This window comes from Exiguobacterium sp. s43 (assembly GCF_018617255.1).
Lineage (GTDB): Bacteria > Bacillota > Bacilli > Exiguobacteriales > Exiguobacteriaceae > Exiguobacterium > Exiguobacterium profundum.
The window spans coordinates 76,872-98,762 of sequence record NZ_JACSJT010000005.1 but is presented as its reverse complement, the minus strand read 5'-3'; the positions used below and the strand labels follow the sequence as shown (position 1 = coordinate 98,762).

16 protein-coding genes and 1 pseudogene are annotated in these 21,891 nt (G+C 40.1%); 8 read left to right on the top strand and 9 right to left on the bottom strand.

Features of this window, described 5'->3' with window-relative positions; all coding sequences use genetic code 11:
• The 3 genes from KNO79_RS14635 to KNO79_RS14625 all read right to left on the bottom strand — a co-directional run.
• Nucleotides 1–6,222 (bottom strand): DNRLRE domain-containing protein (locus KNO79_RS14635; protein WP_214691666.1); only part of this gene is annotated, 6,222 nt, incomplete at its 3' end.
• A gap of 492 nt (nt 6,223–6,714) precedes the next feature.
• On the bottom strand, nt 6,715–7,098 hold the full coding sequence (locus tag KNO79_RS14630; RefSeq protein ID WP_214691665.1) for a hypothetical protein: 384 nt from the start codon (nt 7,096–7,098) through the stop codon (nt 6,715–6,717).
• Between the two features lie 138 nt (nt 7,099–7,236).
• The gene (locus KNO79_RS14625; protein WP_214691664.1) at nt 7,237–7,434 is read right to left on the bottom strand and encodes a hypothetical protein; all 198 of its coding nucleotides are present in this window, start codon (nt 7,432–7,434) and stop codon (nt 7,237–7,239) included.
• A gap of 385 nt (nt 7,435–7,819) precedes the next feature.
• Between KNO79_RS14625 and KNO79_RS14620 the strand changes: the two genes are divergently transcribed.
• Complete coding sequence (locus tag KNO79_RS14620; RefSeq protein ID WP_374193987.1) at nt 7,820–8,002, top strand: helix-turn-helix transcriptional regulator; 183 nt, start codon at nt 7,820–7,822, stop codon at nt 8,000–8,002.
• On the top strand, nt 8,003–8,284 hold the full coding sequence (locus tag KNO79_RS14615) for a hypothetical protein (protein ID WP_214691662.1): 282 nt from the start codon (nt 8,003–8,005) through the stop codon (nt 8,282–8,284).
• 71 nt (nt 8,285–8,355) lie between these two features.
• Here KNO79_RS14615 and KNO79_RS14610 read toward each other — a convergent pair whose 3' ends face one another.
• The 3 genes from KNO79_RS14610 to KNO79_RS14600 all read right to left on the bottom strand — a co-directional run bounded on the left by KNO79_RS14610 (nt 8,356) and on the right by KNO79_RS14600 (nt 12,084).
• Nucleotides 8,356–11,532 (bottom strand): type 2 lanthipeptide synthetase LanM family protein, encoded by a 3,177-nt coding sequence (locus KNO79_RS14610; RefSeq protein ID WP_214691661.1) that lies wholly within the window; start codon nt 11,530–11,532, stop codon nt 8,356–8,358.
• Between the two features lie 85 nt (nt 11,533–11,617).
• Nucleotides 11,618–11,824, bottom strand: a complete 207-nt coding sequence (locus KNO79_RS14605) for a mersacidin family lantibiotic (RefSeq protein WP_214691660.1) — start codon at nt 11,822–11,824, stop codon at nt 11,618–11,620.
• 20 nt (nt 11,825–11,844) lie between these two features.
• Nucleotides 11,845–12,084, bottom strand: a complete 240-nt coding sequence (locus KNO79_RS14600; protein WP_214691659.1) for a mersacidin family lantibiotic — start codon at nt 12,082–12,084, stop codon at nt 11,845–11,847.
• Between the two features lie 216 nt (nt 12,085–12,300).
• On the opposite strand from KNO79_RS14600, the gene KNO79_RS14595 reads away from it, so the two are divergent.
• From KNO79_RS14595 to KNO79_RS14580, 4 genes are all read left to right on the top strand, one after another.
• Nucleotides 12,301–14,445, top strand: a complete 2,145-nt coding sequence (locus KNO79_RS14595) for a peptidase domain-containing ABC transporter (RefSeq protein ID WP_214691658.1) — start codon at nt 12,301–12,303, stop codon at nt 14,443–14,445.
• 32 nt (nt 14,446–14,477) lie between these two features.
• Nucleotides 14,478–15,902, top strand: coding sequence for a S8 family peptidase (locus KNO79_RS14590; RefSeq protein WP_214691657.1), 1,425 nt, complete (start codon nt 14,478–14,480; stop codon nt 15,900–15,902).
• Nucleotides 15,903–15,949: 47 nt separating this feature from the next.
• On the top strand, nt 15,950–16,996 hold the full coding sequence (locus KNO79_RS14585) for a M50 family metallopeptidase (RefSeq protein ID WP_214691656.1): 1,047 nt from the start codon (nt 15,950–15,952) through the stop codon (nt 16,994–16,996).
• 744 nt (nt 16,997–17,740) lie between these two features.
• Nucleotides 17,741–17,980, top strand: coding sequence for a hypothetical protein (locus KNO79_RS14580; protein ID WP_214691655.1), 240 nt, complete (start codon nt 17,741–17,743; stop codon nt 17,978–17,980).
• Nucleotides 17,981–18,641: 661 nt separating this feature from the next.
• Here KNO79_RS14580 and KNO79_RS14575 read toward each other — a convergent pair.
• Nucleotides 18,642–18,812, bottom strand: coding sequence for a hypothetical protein (locus tag KNO79_RS14575; protein ID WP_214691654.1), 171 nt, complete (start codon nt 18,810–18,812; stop codon nt 18,642–18,644).
• A 327-nt stretch (nt 18,813–19,139) separates the two neighbouring features.
• Nucleotides 19,140–19,259: pseudogene (locus KNO79_RS15680) on the bottom strand (JAB domain-containing protein); the annotation flags it as partial.
• Between the two features lie 370 nt (nt 19,260–19,629).
• On the opposite strand from KNO79_RS15680, the gene KNO79_RS14565 reads away from it, so the two are divergent.
• Nucleotides 19,630–19,806 carry a YolD-like family protein gene (locus tag KNO79_RS14565; RefSeq protein WP_214691653.1) on the top strand — a complete coding sequence of 59 codons (177 nt, stop codon included), beginning with the start codon at nt 19,630–19,632 and terminating at the stop codon, nt 19,804–19,806.
• A gap of 990 nt (nt 19,807–20,796) precedes the next feature.
• On the opposite strand, the gene KNO79_RS14560 is transcribed toward KNO79_RS14565, so the two are convergent.
• Nucleotides 20,797–21,108, bottom strand: a complete 312-nt coding sequence (locus tag KNO79_RS14560) for a hypothetical protein (RefSeq protein WP_214691652.1) — start codon at nt 21,106–21,108, stop codon at nt 20,797–20,799.
• A gap of 316 nt (nt 21,109–21,424) precedes the next feature.
• Here KNO79_RS14560 and KNO79_RS14555 point away from each other — a divergent pair, with 316 nt between their 5' ends.
• The gene (locus KNO79_RS14555) at nt 21,425–21,877 is read left to right on the top strand and encodes a LytTR family DNA-binding domain-containing protein (protein WP_214691651.1); all 453 of its coding nucleotides are present in this window, start codon (nt 21,425–21,427) and stop codon (nt 21,875–21,877) included.
• Nucleotides 21,878–21,891: the final 14 nt, after the last annotated feature.

Genomic DNA, 21,891 nt, shown 5'->3' with positions numbered 1-21,891 from the left:
TCCCTGCTCGTCATAGGTGAACTGCCATGCTTTCGTACCGCCAGTCTCTTGGATTGCAGTCAGGTTACCCAAGGCATCCCACGTGTACGTCAAGCGTCCATCTTCGATACGATTCCCATCTTGGTCATAGGTAATGCCTTGACCATCGAACTTGGTTAATCGATTGGAACTGTCGAACTCGGCCAGTTTATCGTCTACGTTGGTTCGGTTCGCACGGGCATCATACTCATACGTAATCGTTTGCCCATCCAGTGTCCGCTCTTCAACCAGCTGGTCCATCGCATCGTACGAATAGAGTGCCGTCCGTCCATCCTTGTCCAACTGCGTCAAGTTCCCATACTCGTCATAGGTATAGCGCTCATAAGCGATTTGTTTGTCCCCGGCAGATGCAGTCCATGCTGACACGGCACCCGTCTCATCAAGCGCGACGAGTGATTCTCCCCCCTGTCCGGGCATCGTGATCTGGGTGACCTTCCCGTTCTCGTTGTGGCGGAACTTCCACCCCTTCTCCCCGATCTTTACCGCGTCATTTCGCATCGCGGCATCGTATTCGAACTCACGGGTAGTGTCTCCCAACCGAATTGAGGACAGGATTTCTGTACGTGTGGTCCCTTCACCTTTGTACACCCAATTCTGGGTGACACCATGGTAATCCGTGATCCCTTTCAAACGACCTGTACCGATTTTCCCTGCACTCTCATCGTCGGGGTCTGTTTTACCCGGATCATATTCGTAGTGTTTTTGTTTCGAATCATTGATCCCCATTGAGATAGTCGTCAGTTCCCCAGTGGATTGGTCATAGGCGTAGTTGAAGCGACTGACAGTCGCTGTCCCCTCAACCCCGGTCTTCTCCTTCACCTCTATGATGTTCCCTTCACCATCATAGACATTGATCATACCTTTTCCTGAAGGAAGCGTAATCCCTGTCAAATGGCTCGTGACGTCATCATACTCATATCGATATGTCTGCTCACCGGGCCGTGTGACCGAAGTGATACGCCCTTTCTCATACTCATATTCGGTCACTGTCGCATCAAATGTTTTCCTCGTCACTTCGTCTTTATCGTTATATCCATAGGAGATTCTCGTGCCGTTCTCAGCAACAGTCGTTTGTAGACGTCCACGTACATCGTATGTGTTCTTTCGGAGATGACTTCCCTGTTTTACGGACAGGATGTTCCCGAAAGCATCGACCGAATAGTTGACCGGTGACTTTGTCAATCCCGTGTCCTGTAACACATAGTTTCCTTGCCTGTCATAGGACGATTCCGATACGACGCGTCCGACTGACGCCCGAACCGCGTCGATGAGTACATCTTCACCTGAATTATTTTGTATCGTGATGTCTAGCTTGTTCAGTTTCTGATTCGTCTCAGACGTCAATTGAACGGATTGCCGTTGCCAAGGTGCCTTCGCCGTTTCTTCGACATGAAGATTATTGAAAGAGGTCGTCTTTTGCACAGTACTTCCATTTTCATACGTGGCCGTCACGTGTAACACGGTGTCCTTCGTAGCCTTTTGGGCCAAAGCACTGACATAAAACGGTTTGGCTACCGATTGATTGACTATAATCGTTTGCTTTGCCGACCCATCGGCAAGAAGATTTAGTCCACTCCCGCTCATATATCCAGTCACGCTTGTGACAGCTTTGGAGAGTTGCCACTTGTTCACCCCATCAAACCCGCCTTGTTCGACATGGTTGAATGCCGAGGCAGAGACGGCATGCCCTTGTTTGGCCGTGTCCAATTGAACCTCATCGAATACAGTGATCCCATTTTCTGAAGTAATGTCAACTCTGACTTTCGTAGCTCCGTCTGGTGCCGTGAACTCGACGAAACGTCTTGTCCATTCGTCAAGGTTCCCCATCGGACGAATCACATATGAACCGACTGATACATTTGAGCTATTGAGTAGTGTCAACGTGACGCTCCCTTTAGCTGTTCCTGTCGTTTTCATATCGATACCCAGGTTGTAAGGGTTGCCTGCTTTGACGTCCATTTCACGTGAGAGCGTCGTACTGTCAAGCTGCAGAGCCTTTCCATTTCTCCCATTCATCATGATTGTACCCGGAGATACCGTTTCCGAAGACTCGAATCCCCCATTCTCGTATAGATTCACGCCAGGCGTTAAGCCTACACCCTCGCGAACAACATTCCCAAGAGCATCATATTCTGTGAATCCGATTCTTTCTTCCGATTCTTCGTGATTGACCACTTCTTCTCGGTCTTCGTTATAAGCAATCTCTTCTGCTATTCCGAACTCGTCTTCAATCCGGAGGAGGTCATCATTGTTCTCAGCATACTCATAAGTCCTAAGAGATGTCGCATCTTCTTCTTTTCGAACCGCTCCATCGAGTTCCCTGGTGTCGTCAACGTCTGCAGTGTCACGTGTAGCATAGTGGGTCGATTCAATCGACCCGTCAGGGTTCGTCACTTTCGTAACCCTGTGATCCGTCCACTCATATACCGTGCTCTTTCCATTCGATGACTCTTTCGTCAAATGTCCAAACCTATCGAAGACAAATTTGACTGGGGCATCTGCTGCTTCTTTACTCTCGTTTAACTTGTGAGTCTCATATGTGATATCATCTGTGTTTTCCTCGGATACATTCTTATAAGAAACCAATGTCTCGTCTGCTTCCCTGACCGTAGAAATGGTTTTCGCATCGAAGGTAGCCACGACTTCGTTCTTGTCTGCTGTTTCGTGACCTGGCAAAATGAGGCGCTTAATCATCGAGGCTGTCGCGTCACGCGCAGTCACTTCCCCGGTTTCCTCGATCACTGATACTGCCGTGTCATATTCATAGCCATAGCTTCTAGTCGGGCTCTCTCCCTTGAGACCGTCCACACTTACAAGTCGATCCCATGCGTCATAAGTGTAACGAGTAGTTTTCGACTCCACCTTATCATCCGAGGAGGCTGTCACGTTCATCTCGCTGACCCAACCTTTTTCGTTATATGTGAACTCGATTCGATTGGGCGAGTCCGCTCCGCCATCACTTGCTGCATAGACCGCTTTTAACCGGGTAGCCTCTCCGGTCACTTCATAGTCAAAGCGAACACGGTTCTTCTTGTTTGGCGCTTTCGTATCGTACTCCATGGCGATGAGACGACCTTCTCGGTCATAGATTTCACGTTGTCCGTCGCTCAACTGAATCACATATTCGTCATTGACCTCATCAATCAAAAAGTCGTAGTCCACTCCAGTCGGGGGGAGTAGCCTCACTTTTCCGTCGTCACTTTGTACACGAAGGAAGAGGTGTCCGCTCCCATCCGCGTCGACATAGCGGACCACTTTCGTATCGGCATCTTTCGGAATCTCGAGGCGACGCTCGAGGCCACTGTGCCATCCCAGACCGAACATCCCTAGTCGGGTGGAGGTCGAATTGAAGTAACGTGCCGCCGACACTTCTGGACCTCGACCAGGCAATACTTCGTCCACCTGTTCTAGGAATTGGTTCCCCTTCAAGACATTGAATGATCCGATGGACGTCTCAAGCATGGGATAAAATTCCTCAGTACCGAGGTCTGGTTCATTGATCGCCGTGATGGTTGGTGTCGTCGGTAATGTTCTGACTAGATTCCCTTCCGAAATAAAATTCGAAGCGAGGAGCACACCCTCACTATCCGCTTCACGATAGGCTGTGACACGAATCCAATATTTTTTCTCAGTGCCATATTTACCGCCAGACAAGATATAGTTCGAGCTCGGATCAATCGGGAGTTCACCGCCTCGTCCGACGACGCCGTCGTTGTTGAGCTTATAAGACTGTCCTTCGAGCGGCCATAACTTCTTGTCACGTGTATGCCACGACGTCACCTCTCCAGATAATGAGTCGACAAGGTCGTACTCTTTTCCATTAAATAGATAGACATTATATCCAGCCGCACCAGGTACCGGTTGCCAGTTGGCAAACAGGAAACCGGTATTGTTTTTTCGGTTATCTGCATATCCGACTGCCTCCGCGGTCACTCGAGGTGCAGGGACATTCATCGTCTTTACAGCTGACCCACCACTTTGGCCTTTGGAGGATTTGGCATATACCCGGAAATAATAGTGAAGCACCGTCGGATACGTATCGTGATCGGGGTTGTTCTTGCTATATAACGGTCGTGGGTCACCAGGAAAGTCCTGGCCGTCACCTTTTCGGAACGCCGTTCTCGTATTGACAGGCAACGCCTCGATTTGTTTTGTTGTCGGGAACAGCCGCTTGCCGCTCGGATTCCAGCTGGTACCTGTGACGTTATCAATCAATTCATAGGAGAAACCGTTGAACGCATAGATATCATAACTTGTCGCATGCTCAGATGCCTCCCAGTTCAACGTGAACCTCGCCAAGTCATCGTTCGTTGTATCGCGGACCTCAAGCGAGAGGTTCGTCGGCACATCTGGTATCAATTCTTGGAGGGAACGTTTCGCCACCGATGAGGCTGATCCGCTCCCGAGCTTGTAGTCCGCGATGACACGGAACTGGTAGGAGAGTGTGTTCGTCGTCGTTCCGCTGCTCATATTGAAAAAAACAGACGGTTCGACCAAAAGGTCTTGTCCATCCCCGCCGCGGAACTTGATTCCCCCTGTTCCCGAATCCCGCTCACCATATTGTGTCGTCTTCGGGAAAATCTTTTTGTCTTTGGTCGTGAACGCACGGGATGTGCCTGTATAAATCGTTTGCCAGCCTTTGCCGTCAAACATTTGTAATCGGTATCCGGTCGCGCCAGACATAGCCGGCCAGTTCACATTGATATACCCGGTCGATGCAGTCGGGGTCGTCAAGAACCCTTCTGTCGTGACTGTCGCCATCTTCGGATAAGTATAGGACACATTCAAGTTCGTCCGATTTGAACCATTCTCAGATGCCGAGATTTGTTTCCAATGTGTCGTACCGTTCCCGTTCGTATGGAACTTGAATCCGTAGTCGGTTCGGCTTCCCGCTGCGACTTGATCGACGAAAGAGGTCACGTCGAAGTTTGCCCATTGATCTCTTGCCACGTTTGTGGACAACAAGTTCGTCGACGATGGTCTCGTATTCCAAGTGACCCCGGTCTCGGACCAGTTCTCATTTACACGATCAAGCCAGAGACCGTTTTTAGTCGTCGCATAATAGCTCCAGGTGACAAAAGTGTTCACCTCTGCCGAATTGATGATTGCTCCACGAAGGTCTGACAAAGCCGGGAACTTGATCAAACCATAGTTCGTTCCGGATGTTGCATCATAATACCCGACCCATAAGACATACTCTCCCCTTGAAGAGCTCCAAAATTTGTTCATGTTCGAAGTCGGAAACTTCGAAGAGACGAACGTGTCGAGACCCACGTTTCGAATCAACGTCGGATCTAAGTAGATCGGATATTTTCGAGAAGGATCTTTCAACCAGTCTTGATCGGGTACAACCTTCAACTCATACGTATCGCCCCCTTGTTGAACAAGCTCATATTGAACGTCGAGCGAGCGACCTGGGAGTCCAGACTTCTCATTGATTGAACTATCTTGCATTTCCGGGACCGGCATCGTGAACGATAATGTATCGTCTCGGTAGAAAAAGACTTGGTTATCATTCAACTCAGGTCGAAGTTCTGTCTTGAATTCATAAATCACTTCCCGAGGCAACGCCGATTGTTCATAAAAAATGATATCTTCTTTCACTTCGTCATTTAACGTGATGTGACGAAGGTCGACGTTTGGAAATACCTCTTTGTGCCATACTTGGTTCTCGTTTGTGACCGTCGGGGTCTCACTTGGCATTACGAGCTCATCTTCATAAAGAAGTCCTTTCAATGTGAACGATACGGTCGATTCACCCTGTCCGACTCTTATAAACGGTGAATCAGACTCGAGAGAAGACTCAAAGGTCAGAGGAAGGCTCGTCGCCTTTGGGGAATAGCCGTCCTCCGTACGCTCAAGGTTAGGGTCTAAGGGAACGGTTTTGCCGTCCGCTTTCTTGATTTTGATCGCGTCATCAAAAGCGGTCAATTCGTATGTCCCCTTTTCTTTCCCTTCTGTAACGATGACGTGTTCCCCAGTGATGTTCTCAATGGGAAGATAGTCCTCTTCCGTCTCAGGGGCGATCAATTCTTGATCTGATCCCTTCATATTTAATGTTATCGATTCATCACTCTCCAAATCGTTCCCTTCAGCTTGCACACCATTCCCCATCGGGAAATTGGACAGTACAAGAGAGATGGTCAACAAAACAGAGAGGGCCTTTTGAGTGAATATCCGCATACTTTACCTCCATAATTTTACAATTGTTGTTATATTAATCTGTCGCTAAAATAATTTTACACATTTACAAACAAAGGGGAAATATTTTTTCAATTTTACATCAATAAAATATTTTAAGTGTTATTTATACTTAATTGGATAAAAAAAGATTTTTATATTTATTCCTTATCTTTTAATCGATTCGTAGTAAAAAGGAGTAAGTATTTGATAATTAAAAAGACTGAAGCACTCTCCGAAACATTTTGATTAATCAGAATGTTTCGGGTAGATAAAAACACCATTCGACCGAATGGTGTTCCTCGCGTGGCATGAGACGCGCCCACGCCTTTGATTTTTATTTTTCCTTACGCTCCGTGCCTCCCGTTAGAAAGGGTCAGGAACATAGAGATGCGGCTTGTGAGCCAGCAGCTCTTGTTATCGGGCCGTCAGGGGGGCAGCGGTGCGATGAGCGACTTCGCCTCCTGGCGTTAGACGCTCACGCATGAGCCCGAATCACCACTCCTTCTCCCATGCCCCGTCTTCAGACACGCCCCAATCCTCAAAGCGATACTTGATGAGCCAATGGACATGCATCACTTCATATTCGAATACACCTTTGGATAGATCTGAGACAACGAAGCTGACATCCCCATCCGCCACCACCCAAGTTCCATACAGATACACAATCTTGACTGGACGCTCTTCTGCGTCCAGATAGATCACTATACGAAAGTAGGGCGAGTTCCGTCCTTCATCGAACCGGACGACCTTCTCGACGCAATGTTCCCTGTCGACGACACGTAGCCACTCAGGATGTTCCATCAGTTCAGAGAACACGGCCCGGACGAACGGATCCAATCCATCGAACGCATAGTCATCAAGTAGCCGCTCGTCCACCACGTCTCACCCTTTCAGTCTTTATAGACCGATTCCCGATACTTATGGGATTCACGCCTCGTTAAAGACTCAAGTGAGAAAAATAAATGTATACACGTATACAAATCTACAAGTATACATGTATACATTTTGAAACAATCAGTTATGTACTTGAAGCGTGTTTGTATTAAAGAAGACCGTCATTTGTTTTAATCGTTCTCCTTCTTTCACCTCACAAAAGATGTCCATGCTTACCAACTCAAAAGCTTCAGGATCGATGTCCATCCGTTCAGGAAGTCTTCTAAGCAATACCTCTTTCATCTCTTTGATTGTTTGCTGGTCCAATGTGTGACTCATTTGAATCATCCTCTCCTGTTGATAGCTCAACAATACCTTGAATCTGACCGCTCGACATCTCGGTTTATTTCATATAAGCTCTGGGCTTGTTTGAAACAAGCCCAGGGCTTACGTAGGAAAAACGACCATTTTCACCAAACAAGCACTCATTTTTTCATCAATCCAAACATCGCCAATACACATTCATGAAAAGACAGAGCAACGCGATTCTCCAATCTCTCACAGAAACACGTACATGTTATCCTTTTATCATGGATTTAAGGATTAAGTAATATATTTGCGACTTTATGATAAAAATACATTACTAAATGTTTTATATATGTTACTATATAAGTAAGTTATATTATGAAGGGACGTGAGCAAATTGCTAGATAATAAATTAGCAATGTATAGGGGAGAAAAAAAATGGACCCAACAGCAATTAGCTGAAATCGTTAATGTAAGTAGACAAACTATAACAAACATAGAAAAAAACAAGTACAATCCATCCCTTATACTTGCATTCAAAATATCAAATGCATTTGGCAGAAGTATACTAGAAGTTTTTTCTTATGAGGAGGATATTTAAATGAATTTTTTAATCGCGATTTTAGGTGGAATTGTTTTAATCTCTAATCTCTATATAATGAATTTTAAGGAGAGTACGGAAGGTAATGATGAACGAGGGGAATTAATCAAATTAAAAACTGTCAACCTAATGTATAATATTCTATATATATCAATCGCCTCTGTCTTGATTTTAATTGGATTATCGTTTATTTCATTAGATGCAGGTGTAAAAATTATGTTTGCTGTATTTCTACTAGATAGTGTCGCTGGTGCCATTTACCTTTATAATATAAAAAAATAAACAGATTAAGGTCACGCATAGTTTACGATAGGCGAGACCTTAATCCCTATTTTAATATATAATTTATCTTCTCATATGTTTTCAAGAGTAAGAATTGAAGGAACATCACAAGGGAACATTACTCTTAAAAATTGATATCCGATACCAGAGAGACCTAAAAACATCCCAGGTATCTGCACATGATTTGTAAGCCCTGTTAAGAATTTTTCGTTTTTCTGTTTCTCCTCAATAACTTTCATGACTATCTTTTTTGAGATTTCCAGATGTTTCTCATCCTTAAATTCTTCATACGCTAAACAATACAATTCACTTGCACCTAAATCACCATGGCATAGTGAATGTGTATGACCGAGACCATTTTTTAACGTCGTCTCAAGAGCTAATTTTATTTCTTCGTTAACTGTTGTTTCCTCTGATAAATATTGATTCAATAAAATTCGACTGATGCCGATTCCCGCAGAACCATTGCACCAATGATGAGAGTTATATTGATTATTACGAAGATCGCACCAATTTTCTTTTTCTTTATTCATTAAACTCTTGTCGTATTTAATTGCTTCTTCAGCTACATACTTAAACTCTTCTATACTTGTATGTTCATATAGTTTAAATAGTGCACATGCAATACCACTAGTACCGTGTGAAAGTCCACCTAATAGTAGTTTTTCATTGTCTGAACTTTTCCATGCAATTCCTTCACTTAACCGCACTGAATGGTTCAAAAGGTGATGTCCGTATTTAATTGCCAGATTCAATACATTAATATCTTTTGTCGATTCATAAAGGTTTACAAGTACAATTATGATTCCACTACTTCCACCCAATAAATCTAACAATTCTTCTTTTTCAATATTTTGTTCTAACATTTTCACAACCAGCCCAATATATTCATCCACCTTTGGATTTTCTGTGCCAATTACTTTTTTATAGTGCAATAATGCATAAATTGAAGAAGTATGACCAAAAAATGCGCTCTTGAAATTTAAATTATTTACTTTAGTTAATAATATCGAATTCACTATTTGATCACTTAATACTTTAAATCTAGTTTCTTTTGTTGTTTTATAGAGATACACAGAGAACATTAAAATCCCACTTAGTCCATTATATAGGCCGTTACCTGAATTAGAAATCTCCCATTGATTAAAATAATTAATATCTAAGGTAGTCCATGTAACATCGTTAAAATCTCCATAAATACCTGTGTCAATCAGCCAATCTCCAATCGAAATCGCTTCAAGAAATACTAAATTTTTATTATAAGATTGAACATTCTCCATGTCGCATTTGATAGTATTAAGACTATCAAAATTGTCATGTCCTTTACCTTGGATTGATGTATCAATAAACAATTTCTGTTCTGAGATTATATTTATGTTTATCCCTTCAATACGTTCTTTGACGAAATCTAAACTTGATTTCTTTTGATATGCTTTAATTTCTACTCCCTCTCCAGACATCAAGCTCGTCGACCCTGGATAAGAATAAAAGAAAGGAATATCATTATTCAATAGATCTCTCTTCTCATGAGATATTGGTTCCATTTCTAAAAATGTAAACCATATCTTCTCCATCATTTTGTCTCTTTCAATCCAGTCTCTTAAATAGTCAGGGTGACTTCCTTCAATGATAAAGTTTCCATAGTATTGTGTTGGACGGAGAATAATTCGAATGATATCTGATTTGAAGCTATCTAAAATGCCACCATCAGCTATGAGTTCATTTTTATTCTCTAAAACTATTTCCATTACCTTATCAAAGCCTTTAATGATGTAATCTACATAATCGTTTGGCGGAATAAGTAATCCATCTAAAATCGGAACATTCTGATCTAGTTTATTAATGACTGATTTTTTTAACCCAAATTTAATTTCATCGGTCTGATCATTTTCGATAGCAAAAATATCCAAAGGTAATGGTTCATTTGTAATACTCATCCCGCCAAGGTCAATACCCTTCCCTTCCGCGCTTTTAAAAGCCAAATGAGGGAGTAAGCCAATTGATAACACAGAATCATTAATTTTATGCCGAGCTTTATATTCAGCTGTCACTTTTTCATTTTCATCAACTTGTCTTTGATGGTGAAAAATTGTTTCAATATCAATCAGAATTGGAGAATCTCCATGTGCAATGACATTTTCAGAATGAAAGTCAACTCCATTAATAGAGTATAATACTCCGATAAGTCCACCTAATCTCTCGTAGTATTTCCTAACATCTTCCTCAGATTCACAGCTTTTATATTCTACCAATTCTTCCCAAGCATAATCTTCTGAAGTATAAGATCTGTAACTCTTAAACTGAGGGGAGAAGTTTTTCTTATTAAACCAATTTAATAAGTTATTGAAGTGAGCTGATAGCCCTAAATTTTTTGGTTTATATAATATTTCTTTTCCCGATTCGAACTCAAACCGCATTACTGTTTTACCTCGTTGATGAGAGTCACCCAAATCACTTTTAATAGATACCAACTTCTCATCTGAAAAATTAAACATCGGTTGTAAAACAGAGTAATCTTTCTCAAGATTTCCTAAAGCTTCTTTTATATTTTTTAAGTAATCACTACACTGCGTATAAAGAATCTTTGCCAAAACCGGATACTCACTATAAAAAAAGTGTAAATAATTTTCTTCAGCAAGACAATTTTCTATGAAAAACTTGTAGCGGTCGTTAGAAGTTTCTCCTTTTAATTCGCCCATTTCTTTTGAAACGTGTAACTCAAAAATTACAGCTCTAATTCCGTTTTTGATTATTCCAGTTTCAAGATTAACTAATAGTGAGTCAATGAGTTTTTCAGAATCAACCTTAGTTTTCAAATATTGATTTTCATCAATGAATTCGACCAAGTTTTTATTCACCCATAAATAAAAAGGCCTAAATGCAAGGCTCATTGAATGTTCAGAGACTTTAGAAATCGGATTTTCCGAACAAAGATCAAATATGTCTTTCAATTCTTCATACCACATTGGTATGAAGTCTCTATTGATTTCTTGTTCTATATATTGTTCATCGTTTGACAACTTAAGAATATGTGCAAAATCTTCTAAAGTTAGATTTTCAGATTTTACCCTCTCTAATATTGAGGAGTCAGACATATGTGTAAAAGACTTCCATTCATCAATAATATTCTTTATTTCTTTTTCTGTAAGTCTTTCGTTCGGAATAAAGGCCTTACGTTCTTCAATCGAAAATGCTTTTTTTAACTTTTTGAACAATAATACTTTACCTTCATGAGTGATAGTATTCATTTTATACACCTCTATTAACTCAATTTTTTTACATAATAGAGCGCTATAACGTTAAAGACATTATAGCGCTCTCGATTAAAATATATTATTTGTTCGGACCGCATTTAAATAGCTTGGACATCGCTACAGAGAACGTTATTCCACCTGTAAAAGCGCATAGGGTAGTAGTTTCGGGTTGAACATCCCCTCCACCACTTACCAGTGATAGTTCGTCTTGAGATAATGCGCGAAGTTTCTCTCCAGCAGGATCTGCTGATTTAGACATTTTCAAAATCGCTTCATTTCGGTTCATACAATTGTCCTCCTCTTGAATTAACATTTAGCGTTAGAAAGAACTCCACTTACAATTGTCCCACCAACGTATGCACATTTTTGTGAACTTAATCGAATTCCAACACCGATGCAGAGGTATGTAGAAGTTGTAGGCGTAAGCTCTGCACCAACATCTCCTCCTCCATTTACACGTGATAATTCTTCCATTGACATTGCTGTCAAAGTGTCTCCAGCAGGATTGCTAGATGCGACTTTCTTTAACGCTTCGTTTCTTAGCACTATAATTCCCCCTAATATTTTTTGCGATAATTTTACATTATTCGCATGACAAATGTATCTTTAAGGAAAATAAATGTCAATAATATTCTCAAAAGTTAATATATATAAAAAAAGTAACATATAAATTCAAATGTTACTTTTTTTACTATTTTTAATAAAATATGATATATTTGTATTTGGTTTTAAAGTTTTTATGATTTGAGGTGCACTATAACATTGAAAAAGATACACTACATTGAACAAATGGAGCATAGTGAATGCGCCTTGGCTTGTGTTGCCATGATTTTTAGTTACTATGGTCGACACGTCACATTGACACAACTGAGAAATGATTTTGGTATACCAAAAAACGGAGGTTCATTCTATCATATTTCACAGATTGCTATGAGCTCTGGTTTGAAGTCTTTGGGATTTAGAGTCTCCACTAGTCAAATTCAAAGAAACGATTTACCTGCAATTGTGCATTGGAATGAAAATCATTTCGTTGTACTAGAAAAAATAGTAAACGATAAGTTCTACATAGTAGATCCAGAGACCGGAAGAAAAAAAATTTCACGAAATGAGTTTAACTCAAATTTTTCTGAGAGTATTATGTACTTTAATGTAACTAGCGATTTCAAAAAAAAGAAAAAAGAAAGTTATTTACCTTTATTAAGGGAAATAATGTTGAAAAATGTTAAAAAAGTATCGTTAATCATTTTCCTTTCGCTAGCATTACAATCCGTAGCGATTGCTTCACCTATCTTTATTAAGTGGATTACTGATGAAATATTCTCAAATAATTTTGATGAAGTTTTTCAGCTGATAGGATACATAATTTTAATAATGATTGTATTTAATATGTTGTTGACTGGACTCCAAGGTTTTTTTGTCGCGAAACTTCAGACTCAATTAGATAAAAACCTAATGTCTATGTTTGTAAAAAAAATTTTTCAATTACCATACTCGTTTTTTGAGAATCGTTCAAGTGGAGAACTGATTTATAGATCGAACCTTAATGTTTATATAAGACAAATTTTATCGAATAACTCAGTCAGTATATTTATTAACATATTCTTGGTAATGTCCTATCTCTCAATCATGCTCTATTATTCTATTTACTTAACTACTATAGTTCTAGTAATGGCCAGCATAGCTTTGTTTTTTGTTTTTCTAAATACAAAAGTACTTAGAAACTTCTCTGAAAAGTCAGTCTTATCACAAAGTACTGTTCAAAAGTTGCTGGCCGATAACATCTATGGCATCTCTGACGTAAAAATGATTGGAAACGAGGACTCTATCTATTCTGAATGGCTTAATAAATATCTCGAGCAACTATTAATTTCAGAGAAAAGTAACATTTGGAATACTCTGATTCAATCTGTGTCTTCATCTATTCAATTTATACTCCCAGTGACTATACTATGGCTTGGTAGTCAACAAGTTCTTTCTGGAGAAATCACAATTGGAACTCTCGTTTCCTTTAGTACAATCTCCCTATCAATAATGGCTCCTTTGATTTCCATAAGTTCTACTTATATCGACTTTATATATATGTCTTCCTATATTCAAAAGTTGATGGATGTGGTTAATACAAAACCAGAGATAGAGAAGAAAGATGACGACATTGAATTTGTTAAACCCACGATTACAGGAAACTTGAAATTTGAAAAAGTTACGTTTTCACATGACTCATTCAGTCCCCCAATTGTCGAAAATATCTCGTTTTCAATAAAATCAGGTGAACGTGTCGCAATCGTCGGTCCCTCAGGTTCTGGAAAAAGTACATTAGCAAAGCTCATTGTAGGTTTATATAAACAATCCTCAGGAGAAATCTCTTACGATGGAATAAATATCAAAGATGTTGATTTAAAACATTTACGATCACAAATCGGTGTTGTATTGCAGGAAGCTCGTTTGTTTAACAAATCCATTTTAGAAAATATAACGATGGGGAACTTAAAATACGCAAAAAATTTCGACAACGCTGTGCGTCAAGCTAATTTAGAGGAGGTGATTACGAAACTACCGATGGGTGTCTTAGGTAAAGTGTCTGAAGGAGGAGTCAATTTTTCGGGTGGAGAAAGACAACGCATAATTTTGGCAAGAGCATTAATTAAAAATCCAAAAATATTGTTGTTGGATGAGGCTACTAGTGCTTTAGATAACATCTCAGAAAATTTAATTGAGGACAGTATTGCTCAACTCGCTTGTACTCGAATTGTTATTGCACATAGGTTAAGCACTATTAAGAACTCAGATAAAATAATAGTTATGGATCGTGGTAGAGTAGCGGCAATCGGTTCTCATGACGAACTCATGAGAATAAATGATATTTACAAAGAACTATATTTAAACGAACAACCTTCAGAAGTACTTTAATGAAAAATCAAAAAATATAGGAGAGTATCAACATGAAAACTTTTAATAAATTTAGTAAAAGGCTGGCACTAATTGTTCCTGTTCTATTTCTTTTGTCTATAACGGATGGAGAGGTATCAGCAAGCAAAAATAATATCATTTTAACAGGAACCGAGAATCAAACTTTCCTTTTTAAGAATAAAGGAAAAATGAATTCATTCCTTAAAAAGATTGATAATAACGAATATGAAATTAAAGTATTAGAAGAAATTCTATTGGTTCAATTAAAGCCTCTAGTAAGCAAAACGAAAACTGAAAATGAATTGAATGAACTTTCGAGGCAATATGCTCAAAGTATTGTACAACAAGGCGAGTTACCCAAATTTACCAGTGAGTCTAATTTAAAGGTAAATGTTGAGGCAAAGAAAATAAAAGAGAACATGGAAAACACTTCTGCGCATACAATTGTTCCAAATGAGAATAGCATAGAACAAAATGTACCTATGTTTTTCAATTTAGATGACCCTTCACTAAGTCCTTTCAATTGGTATTTGATGCAGACCGTGGATGGTCAGTACGGAATTACTGATAGAGGATTTGGAACATCTGTAGCATTGATTGACAGTGGTGTAGATATAAATCATCCATTGTTAAAAGATCATCTGGACTTAAATCATGCAAAAAATTATGTAAACGATAATCAAAACGTAAACGATGATATGGGACATGGTACTTCAGTGGCCGCTGTAATGGCCAATATCGCTCCCCAAACCAAAATTACTCCATACAAAGTTTTGGATAAAGTAGATGGTGAATCAATTTGGGTTCTTGAAGCGATTATTGATGCGACAAATCATCAAAATGATGTAATAAATTTGAGCCTCGGCACTTACAAAAATTCTAATATACATGATGAAGCTGTACTCATAAAGGCATATGAACGCGCAATCGAATATGCAGAAGATAACGGAACAATTGTTGTCGCTTCATCCGGGAATCGAGCTGAAAACTTAGACAAGTTGAAAAAATCGAAAACAGTTCATCTTCCTGGAAATATTAAAAATGTCATCACTGTTTCAGCAACAAACATAAACACTCAAATTTCAAGCTACTCAAATACCGGTAAGAACGTTGACTTCACTGCACCTGGAGGAGATTTAGATGAGAAGTCAGGCCTCTTTGATTTGATAGTAAGTGCATATCCATTTTCACTTGCTCAAAATGAACTTGATGCATATGTGGGTATGCCGGAAGGATACACATTGACTTATGGTACAAGTATAGCCGCTCCACAAGTAAGTGCCACTATATTAGTGGTAAAGTCAAGAATGACTCAACAAGATAGAAAGAAAGTCTCTAACAAATCTGTTATTAAAGTTCTCAAAAAATCGGTTATCGATTTAGGTTCGCCCGGACGAGATGACTTATATGGTTACGGGCAGATAAATCTACGCCAAACTCTTGACTATCTCCAATGATGTAAATTAAATTTCCGAACTTTCACACTTAGAAGGAGGCTTTGATTTTGAAAAAATTACTCTCACCACCATATGTCACTGGTTATTTATCTCTCATATTCTTCTTAATGTACTATTTCTCCCCTTCAGATCGGCAAGATTTATTCTTTTATGCTTCCTATTTGAGTGGATTTCTACTTTCAATAACTATTCATGAATTGGGACATGTATTGTTCGGATTGAATGTTGGACATCGTTTTTTATACTTCACAACAGGACCATTGACTCTAGAAAAGTCAGCGAACAAAATCAGAATAGTTCCTAACGTTAGTTGGATTGCATTCGGTGGTACTTCAATGATGCTTCCTTCTTCATTTGAAAAAGAAAAAATGATTAAAAATGAAATATTATATGCCATTGGTGGTCCGCTTTTTTCTTTATCGACCTCGATAATTAGCTATCTCTTATATTCAATTTCAAACTATTCATTCTTCTCATTCTTTGCGCTGATGAATATGGGACTGTTTTTAATAACAATATTTCCAACAGCTGCCGGGAGTGACTCGGATGGTTATATTATCCAAAAGTTATGGAAAAGAGACAAGGAGTCCATGCTTTGGATTGACCAAATGATTCGTAGCAAAGAACTTTCGAGCCCCCTCAGACCTAAACAATGGAATAAAGAGAGTATTAGTGCTGCAAAAAATAACCCCACTGATTCACTATCAGCTGTTATGGTGTACTACTATGAAATAGACACGAATAATTTTAATAATGCGAGAGAAGTAGTATTAAATAACTTTGAACTACAAATACCTGATCGAGTAGATATAAAGCTTGCTTACTTTACTCAAATGAGTCAACTCAATCTCTTCTTTAATAAGAAAAATGAGCTCGAAAAAATAAAAAGATTACAAGAAAAACTCTCTCCGTTAGAAGTTATTACTTATGAGCGCGGTAAAGCAATGATTGCATTTTTAGAGAGTGATGTATCAAAAGCAAAACTTCACTTACAAAAATCTGACGACTTTATCTCTCATGGTATTAAGAATTTCGGTTTTTTCTATGCCGAAGCAAAGTTAAATAAATTAGTAAGAACAGAAATTGATATTTAAATTATACTATTATGCGTTAAACTGCCTAAAGAATAGACAGACAATAAACACCCTATCTATCTTGATATACTCCCCAATAGGTAGACAGAGGAAATTACAAACCTGTTTATCAGATTGAAGGCACTGAAAAACTCAAGATGACCTCGTCAGACGGGCGAAGATCGACCTCGCTTACATATATTTTCTCGATTTTTGCGCCGGAAGATGATGTCATCAACCCGTCGTCGCTCACGAAGTTCCACCGTCAGCTCATAGACGATGAAGAACTCCTCGACAAACTGATCAAACACGGTCGAAGTCGCAAAAGAAATGGGACTGCTCAAGGGACGGACTTTGATCGTCGATGCGACCCATTCACGGGACAAGTACGGGCAGAAACCGATTGGACAGGCGATCATCGAGGATACAAAGATAGTGCTACAAGGAATCCGACGCAGCGAAAGGGCGTTTCCTGGAGAAGGTGGACGAGACAGATTTTGCCGCACAGCTTTCCTATGCGCTCACCTTCGCCGAGACTGTCAAGACCGAGATGTCCGAGTTGATGGTGCGCAAACACATCCGCGACCGGGTGAACCTCGAACGCGAATTTGCGGAGGATACGCACGTCGAACTCCGAGTCTCCCGGAACACCGATGCCCGGACACAAGAGCGCCGACTCCGCTTTTTTCGGTTACAAACATCATCTCGCGATGACAGAGAAAGGAATCATCACGTCTGTTGTCGTCACAACTGGGGAAGCTCCAGATGGCCCACAGTTGGCGAGCCACGTGGAAAAGAGACACCAAACCTGGCGCAGAGTTCGACCACATCGTAGGCGACGCGACCTATTCAAGCCGAGACATTTTGATCTATGCTGCTTCGCAAGGGTACAAGCTCGTCGCGCCATTGAACCCGCAAGTCTATCCGCCAGCAGCGAACCGGGTGACGAAAGGACATCGGAAAGAACCAGGTGGAAACTTACTTTTTCGTCATCGAGCTATGTAAACAGTGCCCGCTGCGCGAAGGTGTTACAAGAGCGGAGCCATATCAAAATCCTACAGCGTGTCTATAAAGTTGTGGGAACATAGCAATCAAATCGACTGCGAGCAGACCGATGATTTCAAGGACCACCGCCGGAAACGATTCGCCATTGAAGCGAAGAACAGCCAGCTGAGAAACAAGCACTGTCTGTCGCGAAACAAGACGTCAGACCTGAAAGGCATGACGTGACCGAGCGCAATGAGCTTCATTGCGGTCAACTTGAAGCGAATCATCACCCTAAGGAAAAAAATAACAGGATAAGGGCAAGGAAAAAAGGACGATTGTCCTGACATAAGTCGGTCCAATCGTCCTTTTCTCTGTTTATTCTCGGATAGAGCGAAGTTTTTTCAGTGCCCTCATCTGATTGGAGAGTTTTTCTACGACAAGAAGTCAGCATTCAATTAAACAAAACTGAATACACTAGGTAAGATGGATGAAGAGGCATATACATATATCTCGAAGGAAATCGAAGGGACTCATCACGTCTTATCCCTTTCAATTTATATAAATCGATTCCCGATACTTATATGTTTCACGCCTCGTTCAAACACTCACGAGAGATAGAAATTAAAAATGTATACACGTATACCAATCGACAAGTATGCATGTATACTTATTGAAACGATCAATTATGTACTTGTAGCGTGTTCGTATTGAAGAAGACCGTCACTTCACAAAGAATATCCATGCTCACCAACTCGAATGCCTCAGGGTCGATGTCCATCCGTTTAGGAAGTTTTCTAAGCAATAGCACTTTCATCTCTTCAATCGTTTGCTGGTCCAATGTGTGATTCATTTGAATCATCCTCTCCTGTTGATGGCTCAATGATACCTTGAATCTGACCACCCGACATCTCGGCTTACGTAGGAAAAACGATCATTTTCACCAAACAAGCACTCATTGCAAAGATAAAGCAACGCGATTTTTTTATCCCTTTGTCTTCTCACCAAACCGTTTGTTTTCGCCACGCGAAAACATTACTTTTCCCGGATCCGAACTTTGAATCCAGGCAAGAGCCACGCGAGTCGCCAGTCTCATAAAAGAAAAACATATGTTTTTCCTCCTTGCCCTTACCGGACGGACCGGGACCGGGACCGGTCCCCCGGCCCCACTCCTTTCCATTCACCCCATGTAATCTCGCTGTTTCATGCTGACGTACAACTCGTGCGCACCGAGGATGAGGTGATCGAGCACAGGGATGCCGATGAGGTCCCCCGCCTTATGTAACCGTTCGGATAAGCTGTCCTCAGAACGAACACCGTTGTGCGTCCTGTTGACGGGAACGCAGTGAGCGTCGGGAGACGGTGCAAGGGCGACCGCAGGGAGAGGCTAAAAAAATGCGTAGAGCAAACGGAAGGACAGGCTTCCGTAGCCAACGAGCGAAAAGCCTCGCTTTGAGCCAAAAGCGAAGGAAGACGGGGCCGGAGGGCGCGTCATTTTTTTGACGTCCCTTGCACCGACGACCAGCGAGCTAGAGTACGGAAACAGGACGCACGGATCACCAATCACGTAAAAAGCTGTTCAAACGAGACAAATCGGGTATAAAACAGGAACAAACGTTCTTTTTATTTGGAGGGTGATTTTTATGACGATGTATCGCGATTAGGGTGAGATGAAATGGATTTCATTCCTCATACCCGAGCACAAGGCGTTATTGACGAAGTACCATAAGGAGATTCAAAAGATTGAAATGCGTGATGTCGATGAACAGGTCATATCGGTCTATGAGAATGTGCTGAATGACGCGATTTGCAGCGGAGATATGGTGGAGGTGCGGGAGAGAGAGTAGCTTTATATTAAATAAATCACAGTAAGCGGTTTCAAAAAGTCATAATAACGCTCTAAAAAATTTTACATAGAAGTAACTAATAGCTTAGCATTTAAACTAAAATATACATTTATAATATCAATTAGGGGTTTGTGCCATTTTATAAATAACTTTATACTATAAATTGAAATAAATTCAATCTAAGGAGGATATCCATGAGTAGGTCACTTTTAATTACTATCAATATTATAACTGGTTTAGTGGTTACAGCTCTTACTATAATAGCTTTAGGGATAAGTGGAATGGCAGAAGCAACTCAGCCACTATCCAGTTATTTTTGGTTGACTTTGTTTGCTGTATGGTTAGTAGGTTTAGCATTACAATTTAAGAGTAGAACCAGACTAATCGGGTTACTGATAACATTCCTCCCCATTGTATATATGGTAGTTTCATTTCTTATCGAGTTCCTCTAACACTTAAAGTATTTATTTCCTGTGTAAATGAAAATAATCGAATATAAGATGAACTGAACCCTGAATGACAGACACTCGATAAAGAGTACTCATTCAGTTTTTTTGCGTGCGGTCGAATCGATATAGTGAACCTATTCATTCAGACGGGGGAACGCATCCATAGGTTAAATCATCTTCAACGAACATCAGCTCAGGCAGCCAAAGTCAAATCCAAACGTGGGGTCGGTCTCGGACCGGTCAATCCATTACACGGGCGACTTTAATATACTGGCCGTCTTCGAGAATCAGGAAGAGAGGAGCTGTTGACCGAAAGTCGTGGAAAATGTCTCGACAACGCACCGATCGAGTCCTTCTACTGGCATCTAAAAAATCTTGTTGACCACGGAGAGTACCGAGGCCATCTGATCGCCGTATAGAAATCGAGGCACTTTTTATTACATTGTCCGTAAAATAGGGCTCAGCTCATAAGTCAGAATAAAGTAATTTTAATATAATAAAATTAGAAAAATCCGAATCCAAAACGTCCTATATCCGTTTATCAAGTGATATCGATATTAATGTTCTTTAACTGTTGGATTAAATGTTGTTTTATTACTCGGTCATTCACTTGGAATTCTGCTGGATAGTATTCTGGCTGAAAAATTTCTACTCCATCCTTGATCCATTTTTCTCTGTGAACAGAATGAGCTTCTTCTCTCGATAAGAACACTCCCTCCCTAACTTCAACATCATCATCGTCTCCAAACTGAAATCGACAGCAAGAACAAATCTCAAACGAAGGAAGATCATATTCATTATATGCTGATTCTTCTAAGCCATCATAACCACAAACAGGACAGATATAATCCATCTTTTCACCTCATGAATCAAATATTATTTAAGTGCACCTGGCATATCTTTAAAGTATTCACGTTCCTTTGACGCATTAGGGTGCTTAGGTTTGAATAGGGTGCGAATAACATCAGTTTTAATAATAGAACAACATCTGATGATTAGTTTTGATTCAAATCTCAAGTTTAACTTAGGAAGAGTATCCACCCATTAATGCATTTCATCTGAATATAAGTGTAAAGTACCGTTCTTATATTGTGATATAAATTCCCAATTGTTACACTGACTCTGAAATCAGGTTTCTTTGTTAAACAAATACGAAAGGGGGACGTGATTTGAAAATTAAACTTTGTGTAGGTCAAGATCGATTCGATGAAATAAGATCAATTTTGAAAGAAAAAGGAATAGAAGTGGACGACACTGCTGAACTCGTATTGAGTGAAGTGAATAATTTTATTAAAAGTTTAACCGCGAGAGATAAAAAAACCAATGAGAAACTTATTGTATTTGTAGAAGACATTATTTGTATTGAGTCTTACGGCGATAGTGTTGAAATTCAGACCAATGACTCTTTATACCAGTGCAATGAGCGCCTATACCAAATCGCAAACTCTCTAGAGCCTCAAGCATTTTTACGCATCAGTAACTCTGTCATCATCTCCACCAGTAAAATAAAACAAATAAAACCGACACTTTCTTCAAAATTCATCCTTACGTTAATTAACGGAAAAAAAGTTGATGTCACAAGAAGTTACTATCATATTTTTAAAGACTACTTTCAAATTTAAAGGAGGAATATTTC